The sequence below is a fragment of the Hydrogenovibrio sp. genome, from assembly GCF_049975065.1.
Taxonomy (GTDB): domain Bacteria; phylum Pseudomonadota; class Gammaproteobacteria; order Thiomicrospirales; family Thiomicrospiraceae; genus Hydrogenovibrio.
Map to the genome: position 1 here is coordinate 1 of NZ_JBNGDN010000041.1, position 16,733 is coordinate 16,733.

The window sequence follows — 16,733 nt, forward strand, 5'->3', positions numbered from 1 at the left end:
CGCCCAGCCGCTAAACCGGCCACACTGGTACCGTGATCACCGCCACTGTCGGTCGGGGTCGGATCGTGACTGCCGTTATTGAAATTATAGGACCCATTGGGTATGACGTTATCGGCCAAATCTTCGTGACGGATGTCCAGCCCGGAATCAACAATCGCAATCTCAACACCTTCACCATTAAAACCTCTGGCATAACTTTCTGACGTGAGCGTACTGGATGCAAACGCATTAATGTCTTGACCGGGCACACCACCTTGACCGCTTTCCGTGTAAGCGGACTGACCGCTGTTGCGCAGATACCATTGCGCGGTGACCAGCGGATCGTCAATCGTTTGCGGTTCAGGCGGTTGTGGCGGGTTATCTCCGCCGCCACTGCTGCTGCCACCGCAGCCGTTCAACCAAACGCCACTGCTGAGAACCAAGGCCGCGAAAAGTGCCCGTTTTGTCGATTTCAATGTCATTACCAGCGTCCTTTTTGCTCCGACTCCGCCAAAACCGGCGTTTTCATCGGTAAAATCAAACTCACCCAACCGGGCATGGATTCAGCCGAATCGGCTTGAATGGTCAGTTGTGATCGATAGGTGCGATTGAGGTTCACTACCGTTGTCCCTTTCAATCGCCAACGCTCGCCGCCCCCAGTCAAGATCAAGTTTACTGTTTTTTGTTGCAGGCGGGGCTGAATTTGCAGGTGCGGTACCTGCGCCCCCATCCAGTCCAAATGGCGCACCTCAATTACCCCATCCAATCGATTCGGCCAGGCCTGGGCATTTAACGGCATCTCCGCCGTCAGCCCGTCCAGCGCAACGTCCCCTTTGGCCGAACTCAGTAAGGCTCCGACCTGCGGCACCACGCCGCTGAAATCGGCCAGCGGCAAGCGCCCTGTTAACTGCGCCAACTGCAGCCTGTCCGCATTCAAGCGCACTTCTGCGGTGACGCTTTGCGCAACCGGAGTCCAGCGCAGATCCAGCGCGATGTCGCCGGATACCAGCGCCGAGGGTCGCCACTGCCATTGCCAAGTGCCAAGGTTTAAGGCTTCACTACCGGCTTGCCAATCCACCTGCGCTTGCCCATGCCACCAAACGCCCTGCAGCGCCGATACCTGCAATGACGGCGGCAGCGCCAGTTTGGAAGACAATTGCGTCCAAACCCAAGCGGCGGGCAGGTGCCACAAAAACGACGTTAAAAACAGCAACGTGGCCGCTGAAAACCAAAGCAAACGTCGAATCCACCCGCTCATCAACCCGCCTCCAGCGACACCGTCGCTTTCACCAGGCCTGGCTTAATCGGCGCAACGTCCAAGGATTTAAGGCGCAACCCCTGTTGCTCCATCTCCGACACCCAAGCCAAAAAATGCGGCGCTTTAACCGAAGCAAACTGCACGCTCACGCCGATGGTCTCGCCGCCTCGACCGGTGGCCAGCGGCTTAATTTGCTGCAATTCACTGGCGATCTGATGACGGCGCAGGCTTTGTTGCACATAAGCCGTCAAGCGCGACACTGTGTCCAACGGCATCGCTGAAGTGGACACAGCGCCGCTTTGCTGGGCTTTTTCCAGAAGCGGCACCTGCGCACTCAACCACTGCCAATCCTGCTGGGCGCGGTTCAGTTGATTTTCAGCCGCCACCAGACGATCGGACACCGGCGACCAGACCGCAAAATACAGCATCGCCAGTCCCAGCACGCCCGACAGGATTTTCACTGCGAGTTGATCGCGTGATGACAGTTTCTGCCAGGCCTGCTGCCAAGGCTCCGGCCAGCTCAGACGTGCGGCGACACTTTTAAGGGGCGCGAACATACAAAACTCCTTGGGTTTGGTCGGCGGCGGCCTCGGACAACTTAAACTCGGCTCGATAGCGTGAATTGAGTTGCTCCGCCAATTGTTGCAACAAGGTGCCATCGGCGGCGGTCAGGCTGAGTTGCAGTTGACGGTTTTGCCAGCGTAGGGTTTGCAGCGTGACTTGTTTGGCCTCCAACAACGGTTTTAACAACCGCTCCGTTGCCTGCAAAAGATCGTTGAATTGGGCAGTTTCCGGCGCTTCAGCGAGTCGATTCAGCCGTGTTTTGGTCTGCGCACGAATATTGACGATGCGCTGCACGTCTGGGAACATTTTCTGAAACAGTGCGCGTGTCTGTTGTTGGTAGGCGTCCGCCTGAGCCTCCAAACGCTTAGCCTGCAACAGTCGGTCGCTCAGCAGGGTGGCGAACAGCAACGTCACAAGCACCATAGGCGTCAGCCAGATACGCCAAACCCCGCCTTTTTCACGGACGACCCGAAACGCGCCCTGCCGCAAGCTGAAAGGCTTGACTTCCGCGGGCGTGACTTCGGGCAAGGCGGACAGGGTTTGACGGTTCAAGACGGACGCTTGGGATGGGGCTTGAGCGGAAGGTTGAACAGAAGGTTGTGCAGAAGGTTGAACGGCAGGTTGAGCGGACATTTGCGCAGGGGCTTCAGCCGAAACTTGGCTCTGAGCCAAGGCCCAAACATCTTCCAGCCAATCGACGTCCCCCGCCAAACCGCTGTAGCGGCCGGTGCGCACCAGACAGCGACCGCCTTCACCCGTCGGCCAGATTTGCCAGGCCTGGCCGTTTTCGGCGATGGGCACTCGGAAACAATCCGGCACCAGTTCGGCCTGCGACACACCTTGCGCCGCCAATTCATCCAGCCAACGTTGCATTCGCGCCTTTTCCACCACCGCCACCCAAGTCGTGCCGCTGGCTTCGCGGTGCAATACCACAAAATGCAGTGACTCCACTGGCTGCGCCAGTTTCTCTTCCAGCGCGTAGGGCAAAGCCTGCAACCAGTCGGCACGGCGTTTGCCCGGCACCTGCGCTTGCAGAAACGCCACCTGCTCGGTCGGCACCCAGACGCAATCGATGTGCGCCGCCTCGCTCGACAACTGCAAACGACCGTCCATGTCGATGTGGGTCACAGCCGTCTCAGTTCGACTCATCGGCCACCGCCACCCATCGTTGTACTAAATTCACGGAAGAGCTTCCTTTGCGATAAAACAGGGCGGCGGTGTGCCATTGCGCTTCGCCATAGGCCGCCAGCCCTTTTAATAAAAAATATTCCGTCTGTACGGTAATGAATTCATCCGTCAAATCCGCATTGACCCGTTCTTGCGGCACCCCCTGAGTGCGGCAAAAATCGCGAAATTCGCCACTGCTTTCCGCCGGGGTTTGCTGGCGCTGCGCCAACCAGTCACTGGCCATCTCCGGTGTCATCCAGTCGGCCAGCGCCTCCAGCACCGCCTGAGGTGCCGTATTGACATTCACCGCCGTGGCGGTCGGCAAGGCACTGAAATGATTTTTCACCGTCTCAATCAATGCGGGGCTGCCGCCTTTCAGCAACCCAAGTTCCTGCACCAGCACCATCTTTTGATTGGCGGTGCGGTAGGGGGTCGCGCCCAGTAAATAGGCATCCGACTCGGCACCGTTTTGGGTCAGTTCATTATCCGCATCCACCCAATCCATAACCACCGCCGCCAGCGTCGGCTCCAGCCCCTGCAGCGTCAAATACCGCTCAAAAATACGCTGCCACTTCTGTCGCAAGGTCGCGTCCTCGATTTGCAGGTTATTCAGATTCAACCGCCCCTGTTGATCGAACAATTGCCCAGAGATGTCGCCGCCTTCAAACGGCACCGGCATCATCGGTTGCGCCCATTGCTCCAGCAGGTGATCGGTCTGATTCGCCTTGGCGTCCAACAACAGGCCTTGCTTGACCCAAGCTTCCAGCCCCCAGCTCACCGCAGCGGCCTGCGTCTGATGCAGCATATTCATGCTGCGCTGCACCGCCAGCCCCTGCCGATAAATCAATTCCGACGCCAGGGTGGCGACCAGCGCGACGATGACCAGCACCGTCAGCAGCGCAAATCCGCGCTGCGTTTGCTGTTGCGCGTTGGGGTCTTTCACGGAGTGGCCTCCGGCAAGCCATCCACACCGGGAAACAACCGCCGCACTTCCCCGAGGTCCTCCAGTGTCAGCACCACTTCGGTCAGTTGCGGCAAGGCCGTCAGCGACTGCTGCGGATTTGGCCAGATTTCCTGCCATTCATTCTGTGCATTCAACACCCGAACCTGAAACGCCGTCACCTTCGACAACACCGGCAGCCGCATGACCTCCGTGTCCGGCGAACGATCCAGCACCGGCCACACCAGCCGATTCAGCACATCGCCGTCCAGCGCATAACCAATACGCACCAACCCCGAAACCCCGTAAGGCGATGGGTACACCGCCGCGCGCGTCATTTCCACGCCATAGTCGTAGCTGAGCTGAAACGCCGGTAGCGGCGACCCCAGTTCGTCCTGCACCGTTCTGGGCGCCATCTGGGTAAAATCCTGCTGCATCCACCAAAGGGTGCGCTGCAAAGCTTCAAACCGATCCGCCGAGGCTTCCGCCTGGGTTTTGATGCGCACGCCTTGATCAATGGCCTGATACGCTAGGGCGGAAATCACCGCCGCAATCGCCACCGCAATCAACAGCTCAATTAAGGTAAATCCCGCTTGTTTGCTGCGACGCGAAGCCGTGTTCAACGCCGGTTCAATCGCCATTGGCGTCTCCCGCCAGTATCGAATACAGACGCACCGTCGCTTGCTTTTCCCCGTCGGGAGTGACCGCGATTTCCACTTTTTCAATGCCTTGAATCAGAGTATTAGAGGTTTCGACCTCTAATTGCCAACGCTGATTCAGCAAGGTGGCTTCACTGCTTTTTTCCAAGGTACCTTGTGGCGAACGCTGCAATTCCAACAAGCGATTTTCCGCCGCCCAGGTGGCCACGACGCGCTCATGCAAGGCGCTTTGCTGAAACACATACTGCCCCAGCCCGCGCGTCAAGGCCGTCAAGGCCAGCGCCGCGATCACCAGCGCCACCATCACTTCAATCAAAGTGAACCCTTGTTGCCGTTGCCGCAGGGTTTGAATGACCGCTTTAGCCGCACGGGCGCTTATGGGGTCACGGGCGTTCATTGGCGTTCCTCTCTGTCTGCCGCGTCGTGTCTGCCACGTCAAAATCCCCCAGCGGGTTCCAGCTCAGCGTTCGCTGCGTATCGCTCAGGGTAAAGTGCAGGGCACCGCTTTGGCGCTCACCGCTGGGCCAGCACAACCAGCCAGGCCTGGGCGTTTCCGCTTGAGCTCCGCTTTGCCAACCGTTGTTGGCGGGCAACTCCCATTCCACCTGAAGGCCATCCAGCCAAGGGCGTTCGCCGCCTTTGGTGGCCGACACCATTTGCCAGGCCTGGTTATTCAGCCGTGCCAGCGCCAGACCTTTTTCATCCGGCATCATCGCATAAACGTGCTGATCAAAGGCGGCACGATCACACACCGACTGCATCCAGCCCTGCACCGCCGACACCTGTTGCCGCACCTTAGAGGCTTCACTGGGTTGAATCGCCACCACCACGGCGGACAGCAAGACCGCAACAATCGCCACCACCACCATTAATTCAATCAAGGTAAAACCGTCTTGACGGCGCGCATCAAGCATTGAAAATGGCTGGGGCACGCCCTTCGCTACTCTTGATTCCAGTTGCCGATGGTGGCGTCCATGCCGTCACCGCCGTCCTGACCGTCTGCCCCAAGGGTATAGAGGTCAAAGTCGCCGTGCTCGCCGGGACTCAGGTAAATATAATCCTGCCCCCAAGGGTCTTTCGGCACCTGTTGCAGATAGGGTTTCCAATTTTTCGGCTCCGGCGCCGTGGTCGGCTTGGTCACCAGCGCTTCAATGCCCTGATCGGTGGTGGGATAACGGTAATTGTCCAGCTTATACAACTGCAGCGCCGATGAAATGGCTCCAATGTCCTGCTTGACCTTGACCAGTCGCGCTTCATCCGGTCGATCCATCAGTTTCGGCACCGCAATCGCCGCCAGAATCGCCAGAATGACCACCACCACCATCAGCTCGATCAGGGTAAAGCCCTGTTGCTTGCGGTGTTGCTTGGCTCGAGTCGGAATGGACGTTTGTGTTTTCATAATCACCTCTTTATATTCATTACGTAACGACTGGAGAGCGCTTTCAGCCCACCATCTGATTCATTTCAAAAATCGGCAGCATAATCGCCAACACAATGGTCAGCACCACGCCGCCCATAATCAAAATCATCAAGGGTTCTATCAGACTGACCAAGGTCGCCGCGGCGTTTTCCACTTCGGATTCATAGTGATCTGCACCTTCCAGCAGCATGGTGTCCAGTTGCCCGCTGCCTTCGCCGGTCTGCACCAGATTCAACAGCAGCGGCGGGAAAAAGTCGGCTTCCGCCATGGCGTCCTGTAATTTTTTGCCTTCTCGCACCTGTTCCACCATGGCCAGCACTTTTTCCTTCAGCGGCAACAGCGTCATCACTTCCGACGAAATGCGCAAGGCATCCGTGGCGGGCACACCGCTGGCCAGTAACACCCCGAGGGTTCGCGCCCAACGCGCACTGGCGGCATACACCAGAAACTTGCGCAGCATCGGCAAACGCAACCAAAAACGGTCTCGCCGTCGCCGCCAATCGGGTCGCTTCATCAATAGGCGGTAGCCGACAAACAGCGCTGCCGCGCCCAGAAACAAGCCGACCCAATGTGCCTGCAAAAACTCACTGATGCTCAGCATGCCTTGCGTCAAAGGCGGCAGCGACTGTTCCATATTATCAAACACCGTCACCACTTTGGGCACGACGTAAATCATCAGGAACAACACAATTAGCACCGACATCATCACCATAATAATCGGGTAGATCATCGCCGTTTGAATTTTCTTGCGAATCTTCTCCTGCTGGCGAATGGATTCCGCCAGGCGTGCTAAAACCGTTTCTAAATGACCGCTTTCTTCACCCGCACGCACCGTGGCGATAAACTCCTCACTGACGCGATAATGACTCAGGGTGAGCGCCTGCGCAAAGGAGTGGCCTTCGGTGACTTTGGCGTGCAGATTGGACAAAAAACGCCGCACAGTACGGGTTTCGGCCTGACCGGCCACCGCTTTAATGGCCTGAGTCAAAGGCATACCGGCTTTCAGCAAGGTGTGCAGCTGACTGGTCAGAAGCGCCAGATCGGCGGTGCGGATGACGGGTGAAAACAGCCCCCCGCCGGCACCCGCCGTCTTGCGTTTGTGCTCCATGGACTTCACATCCAGCGGTGTGAGTTTCTGATCCCGAAGCAGCTGACGAATATGGCGCGGCGAATCGCCTTCTAGGCTGCCTTTGCGTGTTTTGCCGTCTGCCGTCAAGGCTTTGTATTCAAACGTCGCCATAAATCAGTGCTGCGTCACTCGTAACACTTCTTCCAAACTGGTGTCGCCCTTCAAGACCAGTTCCCGACCGCTTTGATGAATGGACGGCATGGTTTGATGCGCATAGCGATCCATTTCGATTTCCGACGCATCACTGTGAATCATTTGCCGCAGTTGTTCGTCAATCGCAATCAGCTCGTAAATGCCGATTCGCCCCTGATAACCGGTTTGCCGACAGTGTTCGCACCCGGCTGGTTGATAGAGAGTGGCCGCCTCAACGCCCAGCAACTCACATTCCGCGGCGTCCGCCGGATGCGCCGTTTTGCAATGCGGACACAGACGGCGTACCAGACGCTGCGCCATCACCGCCAATAAACTGGAGGCTAATAAAAACGGCTCCACCCCCATATCACGCAATCGCGTGATCGCCCCCACGGCGGTATTGGTGTGCAGTGTAGACAAAACGAGATGGCCGGTCAAAGACGATTGCACCGCAATTTGCGCGGTTTCAATGTCGCGGATTTCCCCGATCATCACCACATCCGGGTCTTGTCGCAAAATGGCGCGCAAGCCTTTGGCAAACGTCATGTCGGCCTTGGTGTTGACCTGTGTCTGGTTAATGCCTTCAATATTGTATTCCACCGGATCTTCGATGGTCATGATATTGCGCTGATTGTCGTTCAATCGACTGAGACTGCCGTAAAGCGTGGTGGTTTTACCCGAGCCGGTTGGCCCGGTGACCAGCAGAATACCGTGCGGTTTGGTTAACAGTTTTTTCAAAGTTTGCAACTGGGTTTCCGGCAAGCCGAGATCGGACAAATTCAAGCGCCCTGCGCTTTTATCCAGCAAACGCATCACCACCCGCTCGCCGAAACTGGACGGAATGGTCGAGACCCGCAAATCCACCGAACGCCCCCCCAGTTTGGTGGCTATGCGCCCGTCTTGCGGCAGTCGTTTTTCAGCGATGTCCAGGCGTGCCATGACTTTGATACGCGAGGCCAGCATTTCCGACAGCGCTTTTTGCGGCGTTAAAACCGTTTTCAACTGCCCGTCTATGCGAAAACGGATGCGTAACTGATTTTCAAACGGCTCGATGTGGATGTCGGACGCATTGCTGCGAATCGCTTCGGCCAGAATCGCATTCAGCAGACGAATAATCGGCGCATCATCCGAACTGTCCAGCAGGTCTTCCGCTTCACTGGCTTGCGCCGCAACCAGTTCCAAGTCGTCCAATTCAAAGTCATCAACATTATCAATGGAGGTGCTTTCCGATCCGGTGTAACGGCGCTGAAGCTCTTTTTCCAATTCATCATCGGACACCGGCATCAGGCGAAAGGACTCCGCCCCCAAGAGGCGCTTGACTTCCAGAATCGCCTCCAGGGGCGTGCTGGCGAGATGAAACAGCTGGTAACGTTCATCCGGTTGGCGCACCAGCACCAGACCGTTTTTGCGGGCAAAAGCAAACGGCAGTTCCATCTCGCCCCCCTAAAAGCCCAACAGCTCGTCTTTAAACGGCTCGGAATCAATCATTTCACCGGCGGCTTCAGTTTCCGAAAGCGGCTTGTTGGCAGCTTTGCGGGCTTTTTCCGCCTCCTCACGCGCCCGTCGTGCCTGCTCTTGGCGTTGCTTTTCCGCAGCTTCACGCTCCGCTTTGCTTTGATAGGGCGTGGCCGGTTCCATTTTCTCCCACTGCTCCAAAGTCGGCATGCGCGGCTTCAAGCCTTCCAACATTTCCGAATCCCGTTCCAGCATGCGTTCCTGCTGGCCACGCAGCAGATTGTACTTTTTACGGCTGTAGTGATCGCTCATGCCGTTGTCTTTCACAATCAATGTGCGCAGGAACACCATTAAGTTGACTTTTTCGCGTTGATTTTGCTTGGAACGGAACAGCGCCCCCAACCAAGGAATATCGCCCAGGCCTGGCACTTTCGAGGTGATTTCGGTTTCCCGCTCATCCAACAGGCCGCCCAGCACCACCATCTTGCCGTCACCGACAATGATTTTGGTTTTGATCTGCCGCTTGGAGGTTTGCAGATCCACGGCATCACCGGCAGGCAAGACACTGGACAGCTCTTGCTCCACTTCCATAAACACTTCGCTGCCTTCGTTGATCTGTGGCTTGATTTTTAATTTCAGCCCCACTTCTTTGCGCTCGATGGTAGTAAACGGATTGCTGGCACCGCTGGTATTGGTGGTGTAGCTGCCGGTTTCAAACGGCACTTCTTTACCGACAATGATTTCCGCTTCTTCATTATCCATGGTCAAGAGGGTGGGCGTCGCCAAAACATTGGCCTGAGTGTCGCTGTTCAAAGCGCGTATCAATGCGCCCCAACCTCTATTGTCGGCACTGATCTGCCCCATGGCCGCCGTGGCCCCCATGCCAATGGCCTGCACCTGCGCCGCCGGATTACCCGTATTGGCAATAATCGTCGGAATCACGCCGGACAGGTCGATTAAGCCAATGCCGTTCGGGCCGTTGGCAATCCAGTCCACCCCCAGCTCGGCCATTTTATTTTCATTGACCTCGACAATAATCGCTTCAATTAAGACTTGCGCCCGGCGTATGTCGAGTTGTTTAATCACGTTTTTGAGCGCCACGGTAATCGACTGCGGTGCACTGATGACCACCGAATTGGTGCGTTCTTCCGCTTCAATGCTGATGCGTTCTTTCAATGAGGCCTTATCCAGGTTGCTGATGGCGTTTCCGGAAGGTGCCGCACCTTGTCCGTCCGGCGTTGCTTTCGCGCCCCCGGCTTGCGCCGACCCGTCAGTGGCTTCGCTGTTGAGGAGCGAATAATTGCTGGCAAGGTTTTTCAACACCGGCACCAGGTCTTCGGCTTTGGCGTACCGCAAGTACACCACCTGCACCCGTCCGGCGGTTTTTACCGGCACATCCAGCTCCGCCACCAGCGCCCGCATCGCCAGACGCTGCTCTGGGTCACCGGCTAAAATCAGGCGATTGGTGCGTTCGTCATAGTTCATTTTCAGGCTTTGACCATTGGCATCGGTCGGCAGCAGGCTTTTCAAGCTGCGCACCATCTCCTCCGCCGAACCGTTCTGAATGGCGATGACCTCATAGCCGCCTTCCGGGCTGACATCCACCCGGCGTAAAATATTTTTGATTCGATTCAAGTTCGCGCGGGTGTCGGTGACAATCAAGCGGTTGCTGTCCTGCAACGCCACCAAATGCCCCTCCCGCGCCACCAACGGACGCAACACCGCCACAAGCTTCGGCGCGGAAACGTGCCTGACCTTCAGCACCTCCGTCACCCAATCTTCCTTGTCGGTGGCCGTTGGCTGATCATAAGGCACCTGATCCCGCGCCAAATTCGCCGGAATAACCCGAATGGCGGTTTCTCCCTGCACGGCCACATAATCGTGCACACGCAGAATGGATAAAAGCGTTTCATACAAGGCTTCGGGCGGCATCGGCTCCGGCGCAATCAACGTGACCTTGCCTTTGACGCGTGGATCAATAATAAAATTTTTGCCGGTCAGCTTCGCCACGGCTTCAATCACGGTGCGAATATCGGCATTCTGAAAGTTGGGTTTTAAGGTCGCGGCCGCTTGCGTTTCCGCTGGCTGCGACCAAGCATTGAGCGGCAGACCCGCCAAGAAGCCGCTCAGCAGTAATGCCCCCACCCAAGGAAGGGGCTGAAAAAAAGAAATTGGTTTGCGTTGCTTACTCATTAAATCGATCACTTAAAACTCGTTTATTGGCCATCATAGCCCTACTCGGATAACTGAACGGAAACGGCTTCGGTCTGGCCGTTTCGCTCCACCATCATGTCAAATTGACTTTCGGCCAAAAACTGCTGCCAAAGCCCCGGGTTTTTCGACAGTTCGTCGATGCTTTTGCCATTGACCGACACGACACGATCCCCGTCCTGAAACCCAAGCGATTCAAACAGCACTTTATCCGATTTTGGCCAAATACGCACGCCAACCCACTTGCCATTTTCATTAATGGGTTCAAAACGCAAATAATTGGAGATGCTCATGGGCGACTGCCTAAGCTGCTGACTGATCTGCGCAAACCTCGGCGAGGGTTCCACCAGGCCTGGCGAATCGTGTGAAGAGCGGTTATTGGCACGAGCGTCGTTGGAATCGGTTGCAATCAATGGATTATCCGCCCCGATCAGCACCAGTTTTTCCCGCACGCCGCGATTGGAAATCACCGCCTGAGTGTCGTACACATCCAACAGGGTCACCCCCGACTGAATTTCTTCGCCTTCCAACACGGCTTGGGGGCCGCTGGCCGTTTCAATGATGGCCGCACCACGCGATGTCAAATCCACCACCCCCATCAGCTTGAGGTTGAGCCGGGTGGTTTTCAAACGGTTCAGATCGACCGGTGCCGGTTTACGCTCATTCGCCAAAGCGGCTTTATAATCGCCGTACAGAAAGGAAGGACGACCTTTAACGCTGTCAGTTTCTCCCCCGCCAAGCTGCCAGTCCGGCAGCGCGGGCGCTTCAACCGTCTGCAAAGCGTTTGCCGCCATCGCCCCCAGCCACCAAACCAACAGCAACCCAATCAGCACCGTCATGGCGTTTGCCAATCGGAGCGACCCCATCAGAGCCATCAATTGAGAAGAGAAAGGCGACACCAAAACGCTCCTTAAATGAGAATAAAAACCATTAAAAATGTTAAACGAATGGGTGATTATACTCCAATCCATGCTCAGAAAGTATGAACAGAGTGTAACAAATTGGCTTGAGGCGCTAATGCGAAAAATTCGTTAAAGTAATGCCCTCTCGCACCCTATGATTCCACAAGCCAAATTTTCTCAGCTCATCGTAAGCATGGAGACGACATTTTTTTTCGAAAAATATTTATTAAAACAATACTTTGTAAGATTTTAAGACAACCCTTATCAACCTTATCAACTTACGAGCAGGATTTATTTTCGAGTCGCCGACACGTCTTCAAACACCTGTGGGGTGGACATGGGGATGGTCACGATGTTTTTTGAGTCAAAATCAAACTTCGCCAGTTCCACCACTTTCGGGCTACGGTTTCCGTGCGTGTGGAAATAGAGCTTTTTGTTTTTGGTATCCACCGCTGTCGTCCAGAGCGTATAGTCATCATAGGGTTTGCCGTAGGCTTCGGTTCTGATCGCACCAATCGGAATGTCAAACGAATTCAATATGTGAAACGCTTGAATCACGGTTTCGGTGGCATCCTTCCCCTGGTAGGCACTCTGCGAAAGCGCCACGGCACGGATAAAGCGTGCCGGCGGGGTGAAATCGCCGGGTAACCCGAGCATCCCAGAGCCCTCTCCCGTCTGCTCCACTTTGTGTCCGTTTATCATGATCGATTCAACATCCGTACTCATCAGATTGACATAATTACCGAGATTGCTGACATGCCAAGGGTATTGCGGGCTGTTTGTCAGGACGCCGACCCAGTTATCGTACACCTTCAACTCGCCGCCGATGTACTCCACAACAATCCCTTTGCCAGAAGCGTCAAACACCCGCACATGCAAAGGCAGCATCATATTAAGCGGTTTGAACTTGGCCTTGGAGACGACGATATTGGGCAGGGCTTTTTTGACCTCATCGACCGTGGCAAAGTTGCCAAGTAAATAGGCCGTGAGTTGGTGAGCCGCCAGGGCTTTATCGGCATTGACGGCTGTGACCGCCTGATACTCCGTGTCCCCGGGCAGATAAAATATCCCGGAGTAGAGTCCTTTTTCATTCACACCGTCGGCGATGATCGGCTCCCCTTTGGCATTTGCGCCGACATAGGCGTATTTGGTCTTCCATTTCATCCCCGCCCCCGTTGGCGTTTCGCCCACATAGGCGTAGTGTCTGGGGACAAAGATAATATTCGACGCCAAGTCAACGCCAAACTCCATGGTTCTGGCCGGAACAACCGTGCCGTCTTTGGCCGTGAGACTGATGCCCGTACAAGCCTGTGAAACGGTGGCGGTGAGTGTTAAGGCCCCGGCGATGATCAGTTTTTTCAGTGTTTTGTTCATGGTTTTGTTCATGGTTAAGTCCTTAATTCAGTGGTTATTAAATCAGCGATTATTAATAAGCATCTTCGGCTTTTGACCAGCTAACAGGCAGTTGCTCAGATCCAGCTTGGGTTTCCATTGTGGATACTCACTATCGGGGGTTGTGAGCGTCACGCCGTCGTAGTAGCCAGTGGCGTCGTGTTTAGCCGAGACGAGCCCTTGCCAGACATAGAGGTTGAAGCTGTCTTGCCAAGTGCCTTTGGGTGCCGTCTCTTTGTACCCTTTTACAGACGTCATGGTGATTTCCTTCCCGCTGATGTCTTTCGGGTAACCATTGTGCGGCGGATCGGATACCAGTGCGCCCAGGATGAGTTTTTGCAATTGGCCAAACTTGTTATATTAGGCGGTATTGAGGTTTGTCAGGTTTTCTGACAAGCTGTTGTCTTTGGTGATGTTCGGCTCATAGACCTCAAGGCTGGCATACCATTTCGATAGCTCCGCGTCTTTAATCTTGGCGGCATTGGCATGCAGATAGAGCGCCAGATATTCCATCTGATAAATCGCTTGCAGGTTGTTCATAATGACCACATACTGCGCAATGAGGTTTTCATTGGAGGCTTCAAGGTAGCCGACCATATCACTGCCAATCACCTGACCGGCAATGTCGGATGGCGACGATGACCCCGAGTCGCTGCTGTTGCAGCCCGCCAGAAAAAGCGGAGTGACCATGCTGGTGGCGATGACGAGGGGTCTTAATTTAAACATGGGGGTTAGTTTGAACATGGGTATTCCTATGTTTGATTTTTATCCAGAAATTTCGTAAACGATACCGTCTTGCGCTTGCCGCTCAATGCCACAAAAATGTATTTCCATGGCCGTCATCACCAAAACACGTTGCTTCAACGTCGAAGATAAGTTTCTGGATGAACAGAGTGCAAAATATCGGCTAAACCGATACCCGTATTTTTGTTATTGATTTATTACGTTTCTCATTATACTCACGCGATTTCTAGAAAGCTGACCAAAGCTGACATCGACACGTAAAAGGCCGCATGAATTCACGCCTTTTGCGGGTGAATGCTTCTTACCAGGCCTGGTAAAAATCTCTCTTACCCTACTTAAACCGTTGTTTTAAAAGCTATTATTTTATTTTTTAAAATTTTATCAATTTTATAAACGTTATGAGTTGTTGGGGCAGGAATCCATGGGACGAGCGTGGGACGAGCGAGAGTCGTCCGGCGGGCATCATGACTGTGGATGGGTGAGAAACTTGTGACCGTTTTTGACCCATTTTCGCAGCACCTCCTCCGACACGGGAGGACAAATCAAAAAGCCTTGCGCAAGATCACAGCCACTGTTGGCCAGATATTGCCAGTCGGCGACTTTTTCAATGCCTTCGGCCACCACCTCGATATTGAGTTTATGACTCATGCGCAAGGTGCTTTCAAAAATCACTTTTAAATGATCTTGAGCGTGAATCCCGTCAATAAGCGACCGATCCACTTTTAACTCAGTGAACGGAATTTGCGTGAGTTGTTTGATGGACGACTGACCGGTGCCGTAATCGTCAATTGATAAACCGAAGCCACACAAGCGAAGTTTTGTCAGCAGCCTCAGTGCCATACCAATATCCCGAATCAGTTCGGTTTCCGTCACTTCAAACACCAACCGCTTAGGGTCGATTTTGCGTTCACTCAACAAATTCAACACTTGTTGCGCGAACCCAGGGCCCTCAAAACTCTTGGCGGACAAATTCACCGAAATTCGGGTTTTCAAGCCTTTTTTATGCCAGTCGTCAAGGGTACTTATCGCCTTTTGAATCACCCAAAGCGTAATGAGATCGATCAGGTTATACTCGACCGCCATCGGAATAAACTCGCCCGGCGACACCATGCCATGCAATGGGTGCTGCCAGCGAATCAACGCTTCCACTCCCTGCAGGGTTTGTTTTTTACAGGACACTTTGGGCTGAAAATGCAGCGCAAACTGATTGTCCAGCAAGGCGGCTTTAATGTCGGCCGGTGAAATCTGGGTTTGCTTATAGGCTTTGGACTGGAGAATATGGCTCAATTGGTCTCGATTAAACCGCTGAGTTATGCGGCTCAACTCATCTCGATTAAATCGATGCAAAACCGCTGTTAAATCCGACTCTTTCACGGGCTTTTTGTGGGCACCCAGGGTGTAAAACCCTTCGCTTTTGGCCATCAGTTCCACCGCGGAAATCAGGCTTTGTTCTCGTCCGCTCATGACCAGCAGGGCAAAATTCTTGCGGCGTTTACCAATCAGGTACAACATTTCAATGCCGTCTATTTTCGGCAATTCCAAATCGCAAATCACCAAATCAATCTGCGGCACACTCATCAGCTTATCAATCGCTTGGCGACCGTTTTTCGCGCTCAAAACCGTTGCGATGCCTAAATCGGCACACAGGGTTTCCAACAGGACACGCTGGGTTTTGCTGTCTTCCACGATGAGTACGGATTGCACGTCATGATTCATGCCATTCTCCTTGGCTGATAGCTCGCGCTCGAATTGAGAGCGGCGGCACCTGGCGGAGCTGAACCAGATGCCGCCCCAGCGAATGGATGGCGAGCCGCATTCTATCCACCATTTCCGAGTTCAGCTTGATCGCAGATGACATAACCGATGGCTTCGAAGCGGGCGCTTCAGGCTGCGGATGAAAAGGCGTCGCACTCTTTTCAACGGTCGCCTTTGCTGGCGGTTCCTGTGCCGTTTCCTCAAATTGCCAGGCCTGGCAAAGTTCGATCAGGGCATCGGTTTGTGCCGGTTGGGGGTCTTCGGCGGGAGTGTCTGGAGCGTCCAGGTCGCCTTCCAGTGCGTGTATCAAATACTGCAAATGCTGGTGCAGGTCGAATAAAAAATCCACCTCTCGCTCACCCAGGCGAGTCGGCGCTTGCCGAATGGCGTTTAACAGGGTTTCAAAGGCGTGCATAAACCGCTCAACCCGAGCATAGCCTAAAATCGCCACCGACCCTTTCAACGTATGAACGTTACGAAACAGGGTTTGAATCGCTTCCTGTAACCACCCATCCGGTTGCGCCTCCAATGCGGGCATCAACCCCAGCAGTTGCGCGTTCTCCTGCAGCAACTCTTCCGCCTCTTCAAAAAACAGCCTATGCGCAAAGGCTAAATCCACTTAGGCCTCCAAAATCAACGGGCATTTCATTAAGGCATCATTACCGAAACAAGAGCGCTATCTTAAAAAACCAACATGAAAATTGTGTGACATCCAAAACACTAAGATAAATCGCGTTCGGAAAGGGGTTCGGTGAATTGAACCCGAGAAATCAATCAAGCATGAAACAGCGCCGACAGTCGCTGCTGCAACCAGCCGAATCCAATGCGCTCTTGCTCCAGTCGCACGGCCTGGCCGTATCGGTGGTGTTGCAAGGCGTGATACAGCGACGCTTCCGCCGGAGTTAACGCCTTGAGTGCCGCTTGAGTGGGGTGCGGCTCTTGCCCCCAAAGCGGTTGATGCGCCAACAAAGTGGCTTCGTCCATTAGCAGGCTTTGCGTATTTGGCCAGGCCTGGCGAAATTGATT

The 16,733-nt window shown here is 54.5% G+C and carries 19 protein-coding genes; all 19 read right to left on the bottom strand.

The window, feature by feature from the left end; translation table 11 throughout:
• A partial coding sequence (locus ACP5D0_RS06260) for a S8 family serine peptidase (protein ID WP_472364804.1) occupies window positions 1-461 on the bottom strand: 461 nt, incomplete at its 3' end.
• Window positions 461-1,237: a type II secretion system protein N gene (gspN, locus tag ACP5D0_RS06265; RefSeq protein WP_472364805.1), complete on the bottom strand. Its 777-nt coding sequence runs from the start codon at window positions 1,235-1,237 to the stop codon at window positions 461-463. The genes gspN and ACP5D0_RS06260, both read right to left, overlap by 1 nt.
• Window positions 1,237-1,794, bottom strand: coding sequence for a type II secretion system protein GspM (gspM, locus tag ACP5D0_RS06270; RefSeq protein WP_472364806.1), 558 nt, complete (start codon window positions 1,792-1,794; stop codon window positions 1,237-1,239). The genes gspN and gspM overlap by 1 nt, the downstream gene beginning before the upstream one ends.
• Window positions 1,778-2,950: a type II secretion system protein GspL gene (gene gspL, locus ACP5D0_RS06275; protein WP_472364807.1), complete on the bottom strand. Its 1,173-nt coding sequence runs from the start codon at window positions 2,948-2,950 to the stop codon at window positions 1,778-1,780. Before gspL ends, gspM begins: the two co-directional genes overlap by 17 nt.
• A complete protein-coding gene (gene gspK / locus ACP5D0_RS06280) occupies window positions 2,937-3,911 on the bottom strand; it encodes a type II secretion system minor pseudopilin GspK (protein ID WP_472364808.1) in 975 nt (324 codons plus the stop codon). The genes gspL and gspK overlap by 14 nt, the downstream gene beginning before the upstream one ends.
• Entirely contained in the window at window positions 3,908-4,549 is a 642-nt protein-coding gene (gene gspJ / locus ACP5D0_RS06285) for a type II secretion system minor pseudopilin GspJ (RefSeq protein WP_472364809.1), read from the bottom strand. The genes gspK and gspJ overlap by 4 nt, the downstream gene beginning before the upstream one ends.
• Window positions 4,539-4,964: a type II secretion system minor pseudopilin GspI gene (gene gspI / locus ACP5D0_RS06290; protein ID WP_472364810.1), complete on the bottom strand. Its 426-nt coding sequence runs from the start codon at window positions 4,962-4,964 to the stop codon at window positions 4,539-4,541. Before gspI ends, gspJ begins: the two co-directional genes overlap by 11 nt.
• Entirely contained in the window at window positions 4,951-5,481 is a 531-nt protein-coding gene (locus ACP5D0_RS06295) for a prepilin-type N-terminal cleavage/methylation domain-containing protein (protein WP_472364811.1), read from the bottom strand. Before ACP5D0_RS06295 ends, gspI begins: the two co-directional genes overlap by 14 nt.
• A gap of 26 nt (window positions 5,482-5,507) precedes the next feature.
• On the bottom strand, window positions 5,508-5,966 hold the full coding sequence (gene gspG, locus ACP5D0_RS06300) for a type II secretion system major pseudopilin GspG (RefSeq protein WP_472364812.1): 459 nt from the start codon (window positions 5,964-5,966) through the stop codon (window positions 5,508-5,510).
• 43 nt (window positions 5,967-6,009) lie between these two features.
• A complete protein-coding gene (gene gspF, locus ACP5D0_RS06305) occupies window positions 6,010-7,227 on the bottom strand; it encodes a type II secretion system inner membrane protein GspF (RefSeq protein WP_472364813.1) in 1,218 nt (405 codons plus the stop codon).
• A 3-nt stretch (window positions 7,228-7,230) separates the two neighbouring features.
• Window positions 7,231-8,682 (bottom strand): type II secretion system ATPase GspE, encoded by a 1,452-nt coding sequence (gspE, locus tag ACP5D0_RS06310; RefSeq protein WP_472364814.1) that lies wholly within the window; start codon window positions 8,680-8,682, stop codon window positions 7,231-7,233.
• A 9-nt stretch (window positions 8,683-8,691) separates the two neighbouring features.
• Window positions 8,692-10,896 (bottom strand): type II secretion system secretin GspD, encoded by a 2,205-nt coding sequence (gspD, locus tag ACP5D0_RS06315; RefSeq protein ID WP_472364815.1) that lies wholly within the window; start codon window positions 10,894-10,896, stop codon window positions 8,692-8,694.
• A gap of 41 nt (window positions 10,897-10,937) precedes the next feature.
• A complete protein-coding gene (locus ACP5D0_RS06320) occupies window positions 10,938-11,813 on the bottom strand; it encodes a type II secretion system protein N (protein WP_472364816.1) in 876 nt (291 codons plus the stop codon).
• A 294-nt stretch (window positions 11,814-12,107) separates the two neighbouring features.
• A complete protein-coding gene (locus ACP5D0_RS06325; protein ID WP_472364817.1) occupies window positions 12,108-13,202 on the bottom strand; it encodes a linear amide C-N hydrolase in 1,095 nt (364 codons plus the stop codon).
• 30 nt (window positions 13,203-13,232) lie between these two features.
• Window positions 13,233-13,550, bottom strand: coding sequence for a hypothetical protein (locus ACP5D0_RS06330; RefSeq protein ID WP_472364818.1), 318 nt, complete (start codon window positions 13,548-13,550; stop codon window positions 13,233-13,235).
• Between the two features lie 18 nt (window positions 13,551-13,568).
• A complete protein-coding gene (locus ACP5D0_RS06335) occupies window positions 13,569-13,952 on the bottom strand; it encodes a hypothetical protein (protein ID WP_472364819.1) in 384 nt (127 codons plus the stop codon).
• Between the two features lie 462 nt (window positions 13,953-14,414).
• Window positions 14,415-15,668, bottom strand: coding sequence for an EAL domain-containing response regulator (locus ACP5D0_RS06340; RefSeq protein ID WP_472364820.1), 1,254 nt, complete (start codon window positions 15,666-15,668; stop codon window positions 14,415-14,417).
• On the bottom strand, window positions 15,658-16,326 hold the full coding sequence (locus ACP5D0_RS06345; RefSeq protein ID WP_472364821.1) for an Hpt domain-containing protein: 669 nt from the start codon (window positions 16,324-16,326) through the stop codon (window positions 15,658-15,660). The genes ACP5D0_RS06340 and ACP5D0_RS06345 overlap by 11 nt, the downstream gene beginning before the upstream one ends.
• A 155-nt stretch (window positions 16,327-16,481) precedes the next feature.
• On the bottom strand, window positions 16,482-16,733 hold a 252-nt coding region (locus tag ACP5D0_RS06350; RefSeq protein ID WP_472364822.1), incomplete at its 5' end, for a Wadjet anti-phage system protein JetD domain-containing protein.